The sequence below is a fragment of the Streptomyces sp. bgisy159 genome (genome assembly GCF_057707805.1).
Map to the genome: position 1 here is coordinate 44,055 of NZ_JBYIQX010000024.1, position 14,731 is coordinate 58,785.

At 71.5% G+C, this 14,731-nt stretch carries 13 protein-coding genes and 2 pseudogenes; 10 read left to right on the forward strand and 5 right to left on the reverse strand.

Translation table 11 applies throughout. The features are described from left to right. The first annotated feature begins 363 nt into the window (after positions 1–363). Together AC3ET3_RS22560 and AC3ET3_RS22565 are read left to right on the forward strand one after the other, a co-directional pair. A complete protein-coding gene (locus AC3ET3_RS22560; protein WP_435612773.1) occupies positions 364–648 on the forward strand; it encodes a hypothetical protein in 285 nt (94 codons plus the stop codon). After that, positions 630–1,035, forward strand: a pseudogene (locus tag AC3ET3_RS22565) (PIN domain-containing protein). The gene AC3ET3_RS22560 and the pseudogene AC3ET3_RS22565 overlap by 19 nt, the downstream one beginning before the upstream one ends. A 252-nt stretch (positions 1,036–1,287) precedes the next feature. On the opposite strand, the gene AC3ET3_RS22570 reads toward AC3ET3_RS22565, so the two are convergent. Both AC3ET3_RS22570 and AC3ET3_RS22575 read right to left on the reverse strand, forming a co-directional pair. After that, positions 1,288–1,695, reverse strand: a complete 408-nt coding sequence (locus tag AC3ET3_RS22570) for a PIN domain-containing protein (RefSeq protein ID WP_435612774.1) — start codon at positions 1,693–1,695, stop codon at positions 1,288–1,290. Continuing rightward, complete coding sequence (locus AC3ET3_RS22575; RefSeq protein WP_255980202.1) at positions 1,692–1,967, reverse strand: hypothetical protein; 276 nt, start codon at positions 1,965–1,967, stop codon at positions 1,692–1,694. The genes AC3ET3_RS22570 and AC3ET3_RS22575 overlap by 4 nt, the downstream gene beginning before the upstream one ends. A gap of 84 nt (positions 1,968–2,051) precedes the next feature. On the opposite strand from AC3ET3_RS22575, the pseudogene AC3ET3_RS22580 reads away from it, so the two are divergent. Further along, a pseudogene (locus AC3ET3_RS22580) lies at positions 2,052–2,258 on the forward strand (carbohydrate ABC transporter permease); the annotation flags it as partial. 157 nt (positions 2,259–2,415) lie between these two features. After that, a complete protein-coding gene (locus AC3ET3_RS22585; RefSeq protein ID WP_432134805.1) occupies positions 2,416–2,748 on the forward strand; it encodes a hypothetical protein in 333 nt (110 codons plus the stop codon). A 186-nt stretch (positions 2,749–2,934) separates the two neighbouring features. Here the strand turns inward: AC3ET3_RS22585 and AC3ET3_RS22590 are convergent, their stop codons facing one another. From AC3ET3_RS22590 to AC3ET3_RS22600, 3 genes are read right to left on the reverse strand one after another with little or no spacing between them, the layout of a single operon-like run. Next, entirely contained in the window at positions 2,935–6,606 is a 3,672-nt protein-coding gene (locus AC3ET3_RS22590) for a DEAD/DEAH box helicase (protein WP_432134806.1), read from the reverse strand. Positions 6,607–6,647: 41 nt separating this feature from the next. Further along, on the reverse strand, positions 6,648–7,604 hold the full coding sequence (locus AC3ET3_RS22595; RefSeq protein ID WP_432134807.1) for an effector-associated domain EAD1-containing protein: 957 nt from the start codon (positions 7,602–7,604) through the stop codon (positions 6,648–6,650). Then, positions 7,601–8,305 carry a hypothetical protein gene (locus AC3ET3_RS22600; protein ID WP_432134808.1) on the reverse strand — a complete coding sequence of 235 codons (705 nt, stop codon included), beginning with the start codon at positions 8,303–8,305 and terminating at the stop codon, positions 7,601–7,603. The genes AC3ET3_RS22595 and AC3ET3_RS22600 overlap by 4 nt, the downstream gene beginning before the upstream one ends. 503 nt (positions 8,306–8,808) lie before the next feature. On the opposite strand from AC3ET3_RS22600, the gene AC3ET3_RS22605 reads away from it, so the two are divergent. The 6 genes from AC3ET3_RS22605 (at position 8,809) to AC3ET3_RS22630 (ending at position 14,623) form a co-directional block, all read left to right on the forward strand. Beyond that, positions 8,809–9,888, forward strand: a complete 1,080-nt coding sequence (locus AC3ET3_RS22605) for an SMP-30/gluconolactonase/LRE family protein (protein WP_432134809.1) — start codon at positions 8,809–8,811, stop codon at positions 9,886–9,888. Beyond that, on the forward strand, positions 9,885–11,318 hold the full coding sequence (locus AC3ET3_RS22610; protein WP_432134810.1) for an MFS transporter: 1,434 nt from the start codon (positions 9,885–9,887) through the stop codon (positions 11,316–11,318). Before AC3ET3_RS22605 ends, AC3ET3_RS22610 begins: the two co-directional genes overlap by 4 nt. Before the next feature lie 294 nt (positions 11,319–11,612). Continuing rightward, positions 11,613–12,641, forward strand: a complete 1,029-nt coding sequence (locus AC3ET3_RS22615) for an AfsA-related hotdog domain-containing protein (RefSeq protein ID WP_432134811.1) — start codon at positions 11,613–11,615, stop codon at positions 12,639–12,641. Between the two features lie 12 nt (positions 12,642–12,653). Beyond that, a complete protein-coding gene (locus tag AC3ET3_RS22620) occupies positions 12,654–13,322 on the forward strand; it encodes an HAD family hydrolase (RefSeq protein ID WP_435612775.1) in 669 nt (222 codons plus the stop codon). A gap of 64 nt (positions 13,323–13,386) precedes the next feature. After that, positions 13,387–14,091 carry an SDR family oxidoreductase gene (locus AC3ET3_RS22625; protein ID WP_432134813.1) on the forward strand — a complete coding sequence of 235 codons (705 nt, stop codon included), beginning with the start codon at positions 13,387–13,389 and terminating at the stop codon, positions 14,089–14,091. A 100-nt stretch (positions 14,092–14,191) separates the two neighbouring features. Continuing rightward, positions 14,192–14,623 carry an ester cyclase gene (locus AC3ET3_RS22630; RefSeq protein ID WP_432134814.1) on the forward strand — a complete coding sequence of 144 codons (432 nt, stop codon included), beginning with the start codon at positions 14,192–14,194 and terminating at the stop codon, positions 14,621–14,623. The last annotated feature ends 108 nt before the right edge of the window (positions 14,624–14,731 follow it).

Sequence of the window (14,731 nt, forward strand, 5' to 3'; positions counted from 1 at the left end):
CAGGATCAGGCCGCAGACATTCCGCTTCAACGTGTAGCGGCTGACATATCACCACGTTGCTGATCTGGCAAACATGCAGGTCAGAGAGGGTCCGACTCTTCGGGGTCGGGCCCTTGGTTTTTTTCCCGTGCTGGGATGGTGCTGGGATAGCTGACCCCTCGTCACCTGTCATCACCCCTGCTCATCCCTACCGTGCTGGGATTGTGCTGAGATGGGATGAGAAGCCTGTGCTGGGTTTCGGGCAGCGATCTCCCGATGCGGCAGTTGGGCGGGTGGGGCGGTATCCGCACGACTTCTTCACGACTCCGGGGCTGCGCAGATTCGATCCGTGGTGCTTTTCCTACTCGTTTGGCACATATGGGCATGGGTGAGACGACGTACGGCATCGGGGAAGGCCCGGCGACGCGGGTGAGCCTGTCGCTGCCGGAGGGGACCGCGGAGGCGATCCGGGCGCGGGTGGGGAAGCGGGAGTTCTCCGCGTTCATCGCCGAGGCGGTCGAGCGTGAACTGCGCGGGCAGGGCCTGGACGAGTACCTGGCGGACTACAAGAGCCGCAAGGGGCCGGTCTCCGAACAAGCACGTCAACGAGCGCGGCAGGTCTTCGACGAGGTGTTCGCCGAGGAGGCCGAGTGGCCCGCCGCAGGCTGAGTCACGAGGGGGCGCTGGCCCTCGACAGTGAGGTACCTTCGCAGCTGCTCGCCGACGACGAGCAGGTGGTGGCTCTGATCGCTGAGGCGCGCTCGCGCGGCATGGAGGTCGTGATCAGTGCGCTCACCATCATCGAAGCCGTCCATTCCCGTACCAACAAGTCCCGCCTGAACTGGGTGCTCTCCGGGCTGCGAGTCGTCCCGGTGGGTGGCGAGGGCGGCCTCGAAGCTGCTGATGAACGCCGGCTTGCACGGACACAGGTACGCAATCGATGCGGCGGTCGCCGAGGTGGCACTGCGGCAGCATCGCCCCGTGGCCATGCTGACGTCGGATATCGACGACATGACCAAGCTGTGCGGCGAGAGGGTCCGGCTCGTGGCGGTGTGAACTCCCCTGGCTCGCTTTCAACCTGGTGATCAATACCCGCCGCGCTGCCGGGCACCACAACATCGCCGTGGGGCCTTCCCCCGACCAGAAGTCTCCTCGCACCGGCATCCCTGCCCCTGCTGCCCAGCCGCCGCCACATCGGCGTGCTGCGCGTGTGCAGCGCGTCGGCCGCACACCCTCAGCAGTGGGCGCGATGAGCCGTGAGCGATGTCGGCACGGCCTGTCTTCGTCGTAGAGGGGCGAACACCGATCTCAGACGTCCTTGATCTGCACGCGGTCGCCGCACAATTTCGACCAGTCGTCGCGGTCCGAGGTCAGTACCAGGACGGGCGCCGGGGAGCGGAGCGCCATCGCGGCGACGAGGGCGTCGATGGCGTACTTGTGGCCGTGCAGGCCACCGGCGTCGGCCAGCAACTGCACCGCGGTGAGGCTGTCCGCCTGGGTGACGTCCTGGACCTGAAGACGGGAGAGAAGCCAGCGCAGCCGGGCGGTGTCCGTCCTCCCGTAGACGGCCTCCACCACCGTCAGGGCCGACACGAGGACGGGCACGCCTACGCGCCGTGCGGCCTCGATCCGGGTGACCATCTGGCGGTCGTTACGCAGCAGTAGCGACAGTGCCTGGGAGTCCAGAACCAGGGACCTGGCCGCGGGCTCCTTCACGCGGCGCTGTCGTTCGACGCGTACGGCGCCGGTGCGTCACCGAACAGTTCGTGCTGCGCGGCCTGGATCTCGGCTTCGCTCAGCGGTTCGTGCTCAGCTTCGTAGGCGGCCACGATCTCGGCGAGGCCGTCCATCGCGAGTTGATGCCGGACCGCCGCGGTCACATACGCGGACACGCCGCGCTTGCCGGTGCGGGTCCGCAGGGCACCGAGGAGTTCCGAGGGCATCGAGACGGAGATGTTCTCCGTGCCGCCGGGGCGGGGTGACTTCATAGGGGCCAGTCTAGTACAGGAACTATTACATCGAGTGGGATGCTGGGCGGCCCGTATCCGGCGGCGTAGTCTCGGCGCCATTGCAACGACTTCTACATCCCGTTCCTGTACATGCCCTCCGAGGACCTGGGCACCATGTCGACCGCCCTGTTCCGCTTCAAGGGCCCCTTCGGCGCCCACTGGGAGGACATCTCGGCCGGCGCGATCCTCGTCATCCTGCCGACGCTCGTCATCTTCCTCTTCCTCCAGCGCTACATCTACAACGGCTTCGCGCGAGGCGCCACGAAGTGAGCCTGGCCCGTCCGCCCGCCGCCCGGTTCCGCCCCTGCCCGCGCCCGGTTCCGCTCCCCGGCACCCGGTTCCGCTCCGGCCCACGGCGCGGGACGGGCCGAGGGCGCCGGCCGTACCGGCCGCGGCACCGGCGCGGGCAGCCCTCCTCGACGAGCGGGTGACCCCGCGCGCCTTCCCGCACGCCCTCGCGAGCCCGGACGGCGGCCCTGGACGGCTGCGGGGCGACGGCTCGGGCAACGGGGCGACGCTCCAGATCGTCGCCGACGACGTCTGCTTCGAGTACAACGTCCCGCTGGCCGACACCGGCGGGCGGGAGGTCAGGGCGCCCTTCAGCGCGTTCGCGCCCGCACCCTGGGACACCGCCCACGCCGGAGCCGTGCTCGACGCGGCCCGTCTCGCCGAGGTGACGGCGTTCAACCTGTACCTCGGCCGCGGCGGCGGCGCGGCGACCGAGGGTGTCGTGTACGTGGACGCGATCAGGGCGGAGTGACCGGCGCGGCTTCGCGCCGTGGCCCGTGCTGGAGGCCGGCCCTGATCGCACGCGGAGCGCGCCGGCGGGTGGCGCGTGTCAGGGCCCGGCCCGGACCTTCCGGCAGGTGGGCGGCCGGTGTGTGTTCCTCCGGCGTTCCGGCCGCCCCCTGTCGTCGTCACGCCCCGATCCCCGGGGCGCGGGGTGTCACCAGTCGCGGCTGATCGACGACACCCGGATCTTCCGGAGCTCCTCCACCACGTGGTCCGGCGAGAAGGCGTGCTGGAGGTCCTGTACGAGATGCGCCAGGGTCTGCAGCACGTACTCCATGGTCACGAACCGGGCCTGGGTGCCCCGCTCCTCCAGCACCCTGCGGGCGCCGGAGTCCGCGCCGCGCACGATGACCCGGGCGGGCCGGCCCGCCACGGCCTGCGCGCCCTCGGCCGTGAGCGCGAACTGCAGGGGGACCATGATCTCGACGGTGGCCCCGGTGCCCGGGGCGGTCCAGACGGACACCGCGAACCCGCCTTCCATCGCCGTGTCCGTGGCCTGGACCCTCATGTCCCGTACGGTCTCGCACAGCCGGTCCAGGTACGCCTTGGCCGTCTCGGCGTTGTCGAGGTCGCGCGAGAGCTCCGCGAACGTCTCGCCCTCCGTGCCCGGAATGGTCTCCCCGGCCACCTCGCCGCCGACCCGTTCGAGCTGTTTGCGCTCGTCCTGAATCCGGCTTTCGATGGTCTTCCGGATGGCCTCGCGCTCCTGCTCGTCGAGCACCGCCTTGATGACGTCCTCGTTCACGAGGTCGGACAGCGGGTTGAGCTCGTCCCGGTCGGCCAGCTTGGCGAGGCGTTCGCGGTGCAGCGAGGGGATCCGCATCTTCGAGACGCGCGCGAGCCAGGTCGGCAGCCCCGATTCGACGCGCTGTGCCAGCGCGTGCATGCGGAAGGAGTGGTCCGAGCCGTCCTCGCCCACGCAGAGTTCGGCCGCGGCCCGCAGGTACCCGGCGACCTGTTCGCAGAGCTGCTCGACGTCCGCGTAGTACAGCTTGACCGACGGCGCCCGCCGTTTGCCGCGGTCGGGCTGCTCGGACGACTGGACCACGCCGCCGATCCGTTTGGCCATCTCCTCGTACGGAATCCCGTTGAGCCACTCCCACGCGACGACCGCCCGCAGGAGCGCGTTGGCGTCCTCCATCGTCAGCGCGTCCTCGTCGACGGTCAGGAGCCGGCGCAGGTCGTCGGAGATCTGCTGGTTGTTCTCGCTGAGCAGCCGGTCCGGTACGGCAGGCCCCTTGGCGGCTATGTAGCGGAGGGAGAAGTAGCGCTTCGTCGGCTCCTCGGCCGAGTCCTCCGGCAGGCAGTGCGCGCACAGGAGGGTGAGGACGGCTCCCTTGAGCGAGGGCATGTGGTTGCTCGTGGGCTGTCCCGGCAACGCGACCCAGGCGGTGACCCGCTGTACCGACCGGGCCTTGAACGCGTGCCACAGCAGGTCCAGATTGCCCTTGTTCTCGATCGCGAGGCGCGCGAGCTGCTGCAGGTCCGCCGCGTCGTCCAGTTCCAGGCCCGACTGGCCGAGTGCCTGACCGAGCGGGGACAGCGACAGCACCTCCTCGCCGCCCCGGTAGCCTTCGCCCTCGCTGAACGTGATCAGGTTCCGTGTCTCCAGCTCCCGCAGTACGTCCTCGGCGCCGGGGATGTCGGGGGAGTCGGGTTCGTAGGAGATGAGGAGTCCGCCGAGGATCTCCGAGACCCGGTCGAGCCACTGGCGCCGGGTGAGCCCGCTGCGTCCCTGGCAGAGCACCTGGAGAACCAGACCGCTGATCTGGAGGGTGTCCCGGAACTGGGAGCGGACCCTGAGCGAGCGTTCGGTGCTGTTGACGAAGGTCCGGTACACGCCCTCCTCGGTCGAGAGCGCCTTGACCTGGTCCGGGCCCAGGCCGTCGATCTCCTGGAGGTCCCTCTGGGAAGGCACCAGGATGTAGAACTTCCCGAGCTGGTCCGTCACCGTCTTCTCGAGCCGCCGGCCCGCTCGCCCGCCCTTGTTGTCCAGATCGGCGGCCGGCAGCAGGCGCCGCATCCGGTTGGCGCCCTCACCGCCCCAGCCGGAGACGCTCGTCGCGATGACGACGTCGGCGGGCAGGTTGAGCCCCACGGCCAGGGTGTCCGTGGCCACGATCACCCGCAGCAGCCCGTCGGGCTCCCTGAACTCCTCCTCCACCTGGCGCCGCAGGGTGGGCGCCAGAGCGGCCGTGTGGAAGGCGACGCCGTGCCGCAGACCTCGCATGACCAGGTCGTGCAGGGGCAGATCCGAGTTCCTGAGCCGCTCGTACAGATGGCCCGCGTCGTCCCTCGCCTGCGACTCCGGCCCGTGGTAGCGGCCGAAGTGCCAGGGCGAGCCGCGCCGGCCGACCGGCTTCTGACCGCTGGTGCCCTGCAGCAGGTCCTGAATGGCCAGCGCGAGACTCTGTGCGATGGTGCGGCCGGGGACGAAGACGATGATCCGCTTGTCCGGATCCTTCATCAGGGTGTGGACGACCAGGGCGGCCGCGAGCGGCGCGGTGGAGAGCCTGCTTCCGGGCAGTCCCTCGAAGCGCAGGGAGAGGGCCTTGGCGTGCTTGTCGCGGATGTCGCCGAGATCGTGCGGCTCCTCGTAGGGAGGCGGGGGTGACTGGTGGTCGCCGGGCATGCTCAGCAGGTGGGCCTTCTCCTGCACCAGCCAGCGCCGCGGCCCCACCACGTAGGTGTCGAGCGGCACCGGCCGCACGTTGGTGAAGTGCTTGCGGAGCAGGCGGTCGTGTCCCAGCCACCGCTCCAGCGTCTCGCCCGCCGCCGGCGAGAGCGCGGCCGACAGGCCGAGGAGAGCCGGCTGCTGGTCGCGGGGGAGCATCTTCACCAGCGTCAGCAGGGCCTCCAGCTTGGCGGCCCGCTCGCTGCGCTCCGCCAGCATCTGGAGTTCGTCCACCACGAGGAGGGCGCTGCGCCGCAACGGCGACAGCCGGTGCACCAGATACACCCCGAGCTTCTCGTAGATGGCCAGCGCGACGTCGTACGAGCCGGCGCCGACGGGACGGTCGTTCTCCGGGTAGTCCCGTGAGGCCGGGTAGACGAGCAGGCCCTTCATGTCGGGGACGCTGCCCTTGAGCGCCTGCCACTCGGAGTGTTCCTGGGTCACCAGGGCCTTGATGGGCAGCAGCATCATCGACGTCTTCCCCGAGTTCACCGCCATCGTCATGCCGAACCGGGCCAGGGTGGTCTTGCCGCTGTTGGTGACGGCGTAGATGAGGCCCACCCCCCGCTGGTCGACGATCTCCCGGCACAGGATGAGCAGCCGCTGCTGGAAGTCGGACAGTTCCTCCCAGGAGCCGAGCCGCTCCTCCCAGCTCTCCAGCAGCGCGTTCCGCAGGTCCGGGCGGTCCCCGGCGGGGAGCAGTTCGCCGTAGCCGCGGATGGTGGGCGCCATGGTGCCGATCAGAGCCTCGGCCGCCTCGGGAGGGGGCTCCGTGAGCGGCACGGGGTCGGGGGCGGGCTCCTCGGGGCTGTCCAGTCTGGCGAAGACCGACTGGTGGTTGGCCGTCTGGTCCTGGTTCGCCAGCCGGGCGAGATCACGCCAGTCGAGGGACACGGCTCCCGATTCGGCCCGTTCCCGGATGTGCTCCCAGAAGTCGGCCTGGCTGGCCGCGTCCGGCGGGTACTGCGCCGGCGGGAAGTTCAGGTCGCGCAGAAACCTCTTCCTGGCGGTGAGGTCCAGATACGCGGCACTCAGCCCGCCGCGCAGCTCTTCCCAGTCGCTCTTCGCGATGTCCCAGGTGATCGGGCCCGTCACCACCTCGTCGGAGAGGTCGTCGGCTGTCGGCTGCTCGGACGCGTCGTTGAATGGCATGACGGCTCCTGTGCGAGACGTGGATCAGTGGTGCGGGTCGTTCACGCCGTGCCGGGCAGGACGATGAGCTGCGTCTGGACGCTGCGGCACGGGGCTGCCTGGTTGACGGTGTCCTGGGCCGCGAAGCGGGCGGCGGCCCCGATGGCCCGCGCGTCGGCGGGGTGGGCCGAGGCCGCCAGTTCGCGGTAGAAGGCGGCGGCGAAGAGGACGGAGCACTCGGCGTCCAGCCTGCCGCGGTGGGCGATGACGACGTCGGCGTACGGAGTGAAGAGTTCCGCCACCTCCTGGCCCTCGCAGGACCGCAGGACCAGCGCGCGCAGGCGGTGACCGCGGTGCTCGGCGACGAGCCTGAGCGTGTTGCGCAGATCGTCCGCGGCCAGGTGGTGCGCCTCGCCGCCGGCGTCCTCCAGGATCAGCTCGTCGCGCGTGCCGTGGCAGGCCAGGTGCAGCACATGGGGCAGGATCGAGCGGATCTCCCCCAGATCGGCGCCGCCGGCGGCCGGGAAGGGCCTCATGTCCAGGCGCCCGCCCTCCCTGACGGCCGCCCGCAGTTCGGCGCTCGCCCTGGTGGCGCCGTAGCGGGCGGGCTCGGCGCCGAGCAGCATCACGCGCAGGCGCTCGTCCGTCGCTCGCCCCGGCGCCGCCGACGTGGCACCTGCCGGCACTGCCGACGTGGCACCCACCGGAGCCGCCGGTGCGGCTGCCGCCCGCTCCGGGCGGGCACGGGACGCCGCGGCGAACACGGGATGGAAGGGGTGCTCGTCGTGCGCCTTCGCCAGGATGCGGGTCCGGCCCGCCGCCATCACCCCGCCCTCCAGCTCCGAGGAGACCTGGCCCCAGAAGTCGCCCATGGTGTCGGCCCCGGCCGGGATCGCCCACGCCGGGAACCCCGCGGAGCGCAGCATCCGCCGGGCCCGGCCCGCCGAGTGGTAGACCTCGGCCAGTGCCTGCACCTCCTGCCGGCGCAGGGGCGCGCCGTCCGGGTCCGGCGGTGTCACAGGAACGCCTTCAGCCGCAGCGGATCGGGCAGTTCCCGGCTGTACCGGCGCAGCAACGGCTTCTCCACCCCGGCCGTCACCGTGCATCGCAGCTCCGTGTCGGTGCCCGCGCCGCAGCGCACGACGAGGCTGAGCGGGTAGGTGCCGGTGAGTTCGGTCGCCGTGGTCGGCCTGAAGTCCCAGGCCGGGGTGGAGCCGCCCAGGTCGAGCGCCTGGACGAGGGGCTGGTTGGTCGTGTAGCCGACGGTCCGCGTCATCTCGCCGAGGGAGGCGTCCGCGCCGAGCAGGGAGAGCTGCGGTCCGAGGCGGCGTACACGTTCGACCTGCACGGGGTCCGTCAGCCGGATCGGGTCCATGGAGTGGGCGACGGGCTTGGGTCCCCAGCCGGAGGTGAGGTGGAGGGCCACGTTGGCGAACTTCAGGCGGGGCCCGCGGACGTGGGGGACGAAGGTGAGGGACAGCCGGACCAGGTGGTGCTCGTAGAGGGCGGCCTGTTCCTCGGCGTACCGGGCGAGTTCCGGGTCCGCGGCGAGTTCCTCGGGGGTCAGGCGGACGGCGTGCGGCCCGCCGAGCCGGAGACGGCCGGCGAGGGCCTCGGGCTCGCGGCCCGGCGAAGGCTCCTGACCGGACCCTCGCGTGGGGTCGTCGGCGTTCAGGACTAAGTCGTACGTCGTCAACCGAGGATCAATGAGCTCGATCACCAGCCACCCTTTCAGGGACGGAGGAAGGCCGGGATGGACTGCGGAGCCGCGGCTTCGGCCGGTGCGCAGGCGTCGACGGCTCTCCCGAGTTGTCCCCGCGTGTCCCCCTGGTGTGCAAAAGGCTACCCATAGTGGGTGGTTGAGGATATGACTTTGCCGCCACTCGCCGATGTCCGCTCGCGATCGGCTCCCTCACCCCGGGACGGATCACCCGTCGGCAAGGGGCGAACACCGGTCCCGGGCGCCGGACCGGCGGCCCGCTACCTCCAAGGTGACATCCCCACTGCGCCCTAGGTGGCCTGGGGAAACGCCGGACGCGCGCCTAGATTCGGACTGTCGCAAGAGAGCAAGTGAGCACGTCTGCCGCTGAGTTGTCGCTCTGCCCGCCGGTTCTCGCCAGTCGTGGCCCGTCGTAGGGGTCCGCCGGGGTCCGGTGACTCGTCCCGCCGCGGTCCGGAGCAGTGAGTCTCCGCAACCGCCCCCACCCCGACGAAAGGAACGCAGTGTCCCGCACCCTGCCGCTACGAGCTGCCGTCGCCTCAGCGGCCGTTCTCGCGACGATCGCCCCGATAGGCCTCCCGGCTTCCGCCGCCGTGGCGCAGCCGTCGTCCTCGCACTCGCACTCGGCCGCCGGCTGGTGGCGGGGGCCGCAGGTCATCGACAGCCGCGCCGCCGACGTCTACCCCGAAGGCATCGCCTGGGACCCGACGCGCCGCGCCTTCGTGGTCGGGTCCGCGCTGCGGGGCGACCTGTCGGTGATCGGCATGGACGGCACCGTCACACAGCTGGCCCCGAGCATCGGCATGGTCTCCACCCTCGGCGTGCGGGTGGACACCGCCCGCAACCGCATCATCGTGGCGTACAGCGACTTCTGGATCCGCCAGCGCCTGGACGTCGGCGACCAGCCGCCCACCTCCGGCGTGGCGATCTTCGCACTGGACACCGGCGAGCTGCGGCGCACGATCGACGTCGCGGGCGGGCGCGAGCGGACCTTCGCCAACGACCTGACCTACGACGACCAGGGCAACATCTACGTCACGGACTCCGTGTCCGACACGGTGCAGCGGATCGACCCGCACGGGAACGTCACCCCGCTGGTGACCGACCCCCGGTTCGCCGCCGACATCGTCGGCCTGAACGGCGTCGTCTGGCACCCGCGCGGCTATCTGCTCGCCCTGCGCTACGACACCGGCGTCATGTACCGCATCGACCCGAAGGCCCCGGCGCACCGCAGGGTGACCGAGGTACGGCTGCCCCGGCCGCTGGTCGGCACCGACGGGCTCGGGCTGCGCCGGGACGGTTCCCTGATCGTGGTGACCAACTCCATCGGTGAGGCCGTCGGCGCGCCGGGCGGCGTGGACGCCGTCACGGTCCTCGACTCCCGGGACGGCTGGCGCAGCGCCACCGTCCGCAGCCGCACCGAACCCTGGCCGACCGGTGGCCCCACCACGGTCGCGCTGACCCCGTACGGCGACTACGTGCTCAGCGGCCAGGTCGGCGAGGTCCTGGCCGGGCGCACCTCGGACCGGATCACCCTGCGGCGCGTGCCGTGCCCCCCCACGAGCAAGGAGAAGAACCGATGACCACCGACGGCCGCATGTCGACGTGGGCGTTGATCGCCACGTCCGTGCCCATGTTCATGGTGTCGCTTGACAACCTCATCGTCACCAACGCGCTGGCGGAGATCGGCAAGGAGTTCGAGGTCAGGCAGTCCGAACTCCAGTGGGTGATGAACGGCTACGTGCTCGCCTTCGCCGGGCTGCTGCTGGCCGGCGCCGCGCTGGGTGACCGGTTCGGCCGACGCCGGGTGTTCCTCACCGGCGTCACCCTGTTCACCGCCTCGTCGGTGGCCTGCGCCCTGGCCGACTCCGTGGGCACGCTGGTCGTCGCCCGGGTGCTGCAGGGCGCGGGTGCGGCGGCCATCCTGCCGGTCTCGCTCACGCTGGCCGTCGCCGCGGTGTCGCGGGAGCGGCGCAACCTGGCCGTGGGCGTGTGGGGCGGGGTCAACGGGCTCGGCATCGCGATCGGCCCGCTCGCCGGCGGTCTGGTCACCGAACAGATCCACTGGTCCTGGATCTTCTGGATCAACGTGCCGGTCGGTGTCCTCGCGCTGCCCCTCGCGCTGTGGGCGGTCAAGGAGAGCCGGGGCGCCGAGCGGGAGCTGAACGTCGTCAGCATGGTGCTGGTGACCGGTTCGGTGGTGTCCGCCGTCTGGGGCATCGTCTCCGCCGCCGACCACGGCTGGACGGCGTCCGCCACCGTGATCGGGCTGTCCGCCGCGCTGGTGCTGGCGATCGCCTTCGTCCTGTCGGAGCGCGCCAGCAAGGCCCCGCTGATCCCCTCGCACATGTACCGGGTGCCCGCCTTCGTGCTGAGCAACGTCGTCTCGATCACCATGTACTTCGGGGTCTTCGGGTCGATCTTCTTCCTGACGCAGTTCCTCCAGGGCCCGATGGGCTACTCGCCCTTCGAGGCCGGGCTGCGCACCCTCCCGTGGACCGTCGCGCCGATGATCGTCGTGCCCGTCGCCAGCCAGTTCGTGGACCGGATCGGCGGCGGAGTGCTGCAGGCGGCGGGCTGCGCCCTCCAGGGCGTCGGCCTCGGCTGGATCGCCGTGATCGTCACCCCCGACGTCGGGTACGGCGCCATGGTGCCGGCCCTCGCCCTGGCCGGTGTCGGCATGGGCCTGGTCTTCGCGGGCAACCCCGCCACGGTCATCTCCTCGGTGCGCGAGAGCGAGCACAACAAGGCGTCCGGAGTGAACAACACCAGCCGCGAGTTCGGCGGCGCGCTGGGGGTGGCGGCGCTGACCACCGTCTTCAGCCACCGGTTCACCGACAACTCCTCCGGCGACCCGATGGCCGCGTTCACCGACGGCCTGGAGGCCGCCCTGTGGATCGGGGTGGCCGTGGTGATGCTCGGCGCGGTGAGCGGTCTGTTCATCCGGCGCGGCGCGGCCCACGCCGGCGAGGACGCCGTCCAGCAGGCCCCGGCGACGGTGCCGGTCGGCTGACGCCGGCGACGGTGCCGGGCGGCTGAACCCGGCCCCGGTCGCGGTGCGCGGTCGACGTCGGCCGCGGTCGCGGCCGGCCGGTCCGGGCACCCGCCCGGCCGGCACCCCGGCGAAGGTCCGGCGGCGGGCACCGGCCAGGAGGCCGGCCCGCCCCCGGCGGCCCTCGCCGGCACGGTCCCGGCCGGCCGTCCCCCTCGGCCGGCCAGGTCCGGCCGGTTCCGGTCCGGCGGTCATCCCCCGTCGGCCGGACCGGAACCGGCGGAACACCCAGAGAACTGGTTTGGAGGGAAACTGATGACCACCCAGGTGACGGAAGAAGCCACGCCGTCCGTGGTCCCCGCCGTCGAGTACGGGCGCACCATCGAGCGCTCCCTCGCACACCGCTCCGCGATCTCCGAGGTCTTCGTCACCGACGTGCGGACCGTGCGGCCCATGGCGGTGACGGCCGGGATCCACCTGCCGCTGACCCACCTGTACTACAGCGACCACCGGCAGCGGCCCAGGCTGCACGACGCGCTGCTGCTGCTGGAGGCCGGCCGGCAGGCCGCCATCGCCGGCTCCCACACCAACGCTGGGGTCCCGGTCGGCACCCTCGCGATCGTGGACGCCTTCCAGTTCTCGCTGCGGAACCTGCCCGCGCTGCGGATCGGCCACGAACCCGGGGCGCCCCGCGTCGACACCGACTTCTTCGGCCGGACCGCCCGGCACAGCGGCCGCTACCGCAAGGGCCGCCTGGAGCAGCGGATCTTCCTGGGCGAGACGCACGTCGCCGACCACTCCATGGACGTGCTGTTCCTCAAGAACCACGAGAACGAGATCCTGCGCCACGCCCAGCGCGGCACCCCCGCGCCGCTCAGCTCCCAGCTCACCGAGACGCCCGGCGCCGTCGAGCGGATCGCCCCGGAGCGGGTGGGCCGCGACAACCCCCTCAACGTCGTCCTCGCCGACCCCCGGTCCACCGGCGGGACGGTCACCGCGAGGGTCGTACCGCGCCTCGACAACCCGGCGCTGTTCGACCACGCCTACGACCACCTGCCGGCCATGACCCTGGTGGAGGCCGCCCGCCAGCTGGCGCTGCTCAGCGCGGGCGCCACGGGCGACGCCGGCGCCCCGCGCCACGCCGTCGGGTTCGACGGCCGGTTCCACCGCTTCGCCGAGCTCGACGTGCCGCTGACCGCCACCGCGCACCGGGTGGCCGCGGACGCCGCCGGCACCCGGCACGAGATACGGGTCCGCTTCCGCCACGACACGGAGGACCTCGCGGAGGAGATCGCGGAACTCACCGTCACCGTCGTCGACGCCTCCCACATCAACGGAAGCTGAGGAACCCCCGCCATGACCGACAACGAGCCCGGCACCGCACCGCCCCGACTGGCCGTCTGGTCCGACTTCGGCGGCGTCCTCACCCCTCCGCTGAGCCACACCATGGCGAGGTTCTGCGCCGCGGCCGGCCTCGACCAGCAGGGCGTCGCACGCGCGGTGGCCACCGTCACCGCCCGGTACGGCACCACCGACATCATGGAGCCCATCGACACCCCGCTGGTCACCGAGGAGGAGTGGCTCCGCGAGATTGGTGACGTGCTGGAGAGCGAGCACGGCGTCACCCTCCGCCTGACCACGATGGCCGACGCCTGGTTCGACGGCCGGGAGACCAACCACGCCTGGGTGGCGCGGCTGCGCAAACAGCGGGACCGGGGCGCGTTCGTCGGGATGCTGTCCAACATGGTGCCCACCTGGGACCGGCACTGGCGGCGGATGATCGACCCCGCCGGGCTCTTCGACGAGGTGCTGCTGTCGTTCGAGGTGGGCCACCGCAAACCGTCCCCCGGCATGTTCGAACTCGCCGCCGCGCGGGCCGGCGTCCCCGCGGAGCGCTGCGTCCTGGTGGACGACCTCGCGCACAACTGCGCCGGCGCCGAGGCGGCCGGCTGGCGGGCGGTGCTCTTCACCGACGCCGACAGCGCGGGCGCCGAGCTCGACGCCCTGTGGGACGCGGCCGGATGAGCCGGCCGGACCCGATGCCACCAGCAGGCCCGCAGCGACAGCGCAGAAGCAGAAGGAGACGCACATGAGCCGGTCCGTCCTCGTCACCGGTGGCAACCGGGGCATCGGACTCGCCACGGCACGGGTCCTGGCGGCCGAGGGCCACAAGGTCGCCATCACCTACCGCAACGGGGAACCGCCGCCCGGCTTCTTCGCCGTACGGTGCGACGTGACCGACCCGGCCCAGGTCAAGGCCGCCGTGGAGGACGTCACCGTTCAGCAGGGCGCCGTGGAGATCCTGGTGTCCAACGCCGGCATCACCCGCGACCAGCTGCTGATCGGCATGCCGGAAGAGGACTTCCGGGCCGTGATGGAGACCAACTTCCAGGCCGCCGTCGGCGTCACCCGTGAGGTCGTACCGGCGATGATCAAGGCCCGGTGGGGGCGGCTGATCTACATGTCGTCCATCAACAGCATGTCCGGCGCACCCGGCCAGACCAACTACGCCTCCGCGAAGGCCGCGCTGATCGGCTTCGCCCGGTCGCTCGCCATCGAGGTGGGCCGACGCAACATCACCGTGAACGTGGTGGCCCCCGGCATGATCGAGACCGACATGGTCGAGAACGTCACCGACGCCCGCCGGCAGGCCGCCCTCGCCAGGACCGCCCTGGCCCGCACCGGTACGGCCGAAGAGGTCGCCGCCGCCGTGCGCTTCCTGGCCGCCGACGACGCCTCGTACGTGACCGCGGGCGTCATCCCGGTCACCGGCGGACTGGGCGCCGGGCACTGAGCCCGGCCGCCTCCGCCGCCCGCTGACCCACCGTCACACCAACCCGTTCCGCACCTTCCGTTCCGCACCTTTCTTCCACACACTCCTGAGGAGAACCGTCATGAGCGAGGCTCTCGACCTGTCGATGAACATGGGCCTGATCTTCAACGACCTCGACGAGGAGGCCGCCCTGAAGTACGTCGCCCCGGAGTTCGTCGACCACGAGGCGCAGCCCGGCGTGCCGAACGGCCCGCTCGGCTACCTCGGCACCGCCCGCTGGGTGCACAGCGCCTTCGCCGGCGCCACCTGGGAGCACCTGGACAGCTTCTCCGAGGGCGACCGCGCGGTCCTGCGGCTGCGCTTCACCGGCAAGCACACCGGTGACTTCCTCGGGATCGCCCCGACCGGGCGCGACGTGGACGTCGAGCAGACCCACATCTACCGCATCGAGAACGGCAAGGTCGTCGAGCACTGGGGCTTCCGCCAGGACCTGCTGATGCTGACCCAGCTCGGCGCCATCACCCTCAAGCCGCCGACTCCGGCCGCCGCCTGACCCCGGGGACGTCCGCCGCGCGCACCTGTGCGCCGCGGACGTGCGCCGTCGAAACAAACCGACTGACCGACCCGCCCGACCGACCACCGAACGACCCACGAAGGGACC

Coding starts and splice junctions, on each gene's coding strand:
- AC3ET3_RS22560 (WP_435612773.1), top strand. CDS start 364: ATGGGTGAGACGACGTACGGCATCGGGGAAGGCCCGGCGACGCGGGTG.
- AC3ET3_RS22575 (WP_255980202.1), bottom strand. CDS start 1,967: ATGAAGTCACCCCGCCCCGGCGGCACGGAGAACATCTCCGTCTCGATG.
- AC3ET3_RS22590 (WP_432134806.1), bottom strand. CDS start 6,606: ATGCCATTCAACGACGCGTCCGAGCAGCCGACAGCCGACGACCTCTCC.
- AC3ET3_RS22610 (WP_432134810.1), top strand. CDS start 9,885: ATGACCACCGACGGCCGCATGTCGACGTGGGCGTTGATCGCCACGTCC.
- AC3ET3_RS22615 (WP_432134811.1), top strand. CDS start 11,613: ATGACCACCCAGGTGACGGAAGAAGCCACGCCGTCCGTGGTCCCCGCC.
- AC3ET3_RS22620 (WP_435612775.1), top strand. CDS start 12,654: ATGACCGACAACGAGCCCGGCACCGCACCGCCCCGACTGGCCGTCTGG.
- AC3ET3_RS22625 (WP_432134813.1), top strand. CDS start 13,387: ATGAGCCGGTCCGTCCTCGTCACCGGTGGCAACCGGGGCATCGGACTC.
- AC3ET3_RS22630 (WP_432134814.1), top strand. CDS start 14,192: ATGAGCGAGGCTCTCGACCTGTCGATGAACATGGGCCTGATCTTCAAC.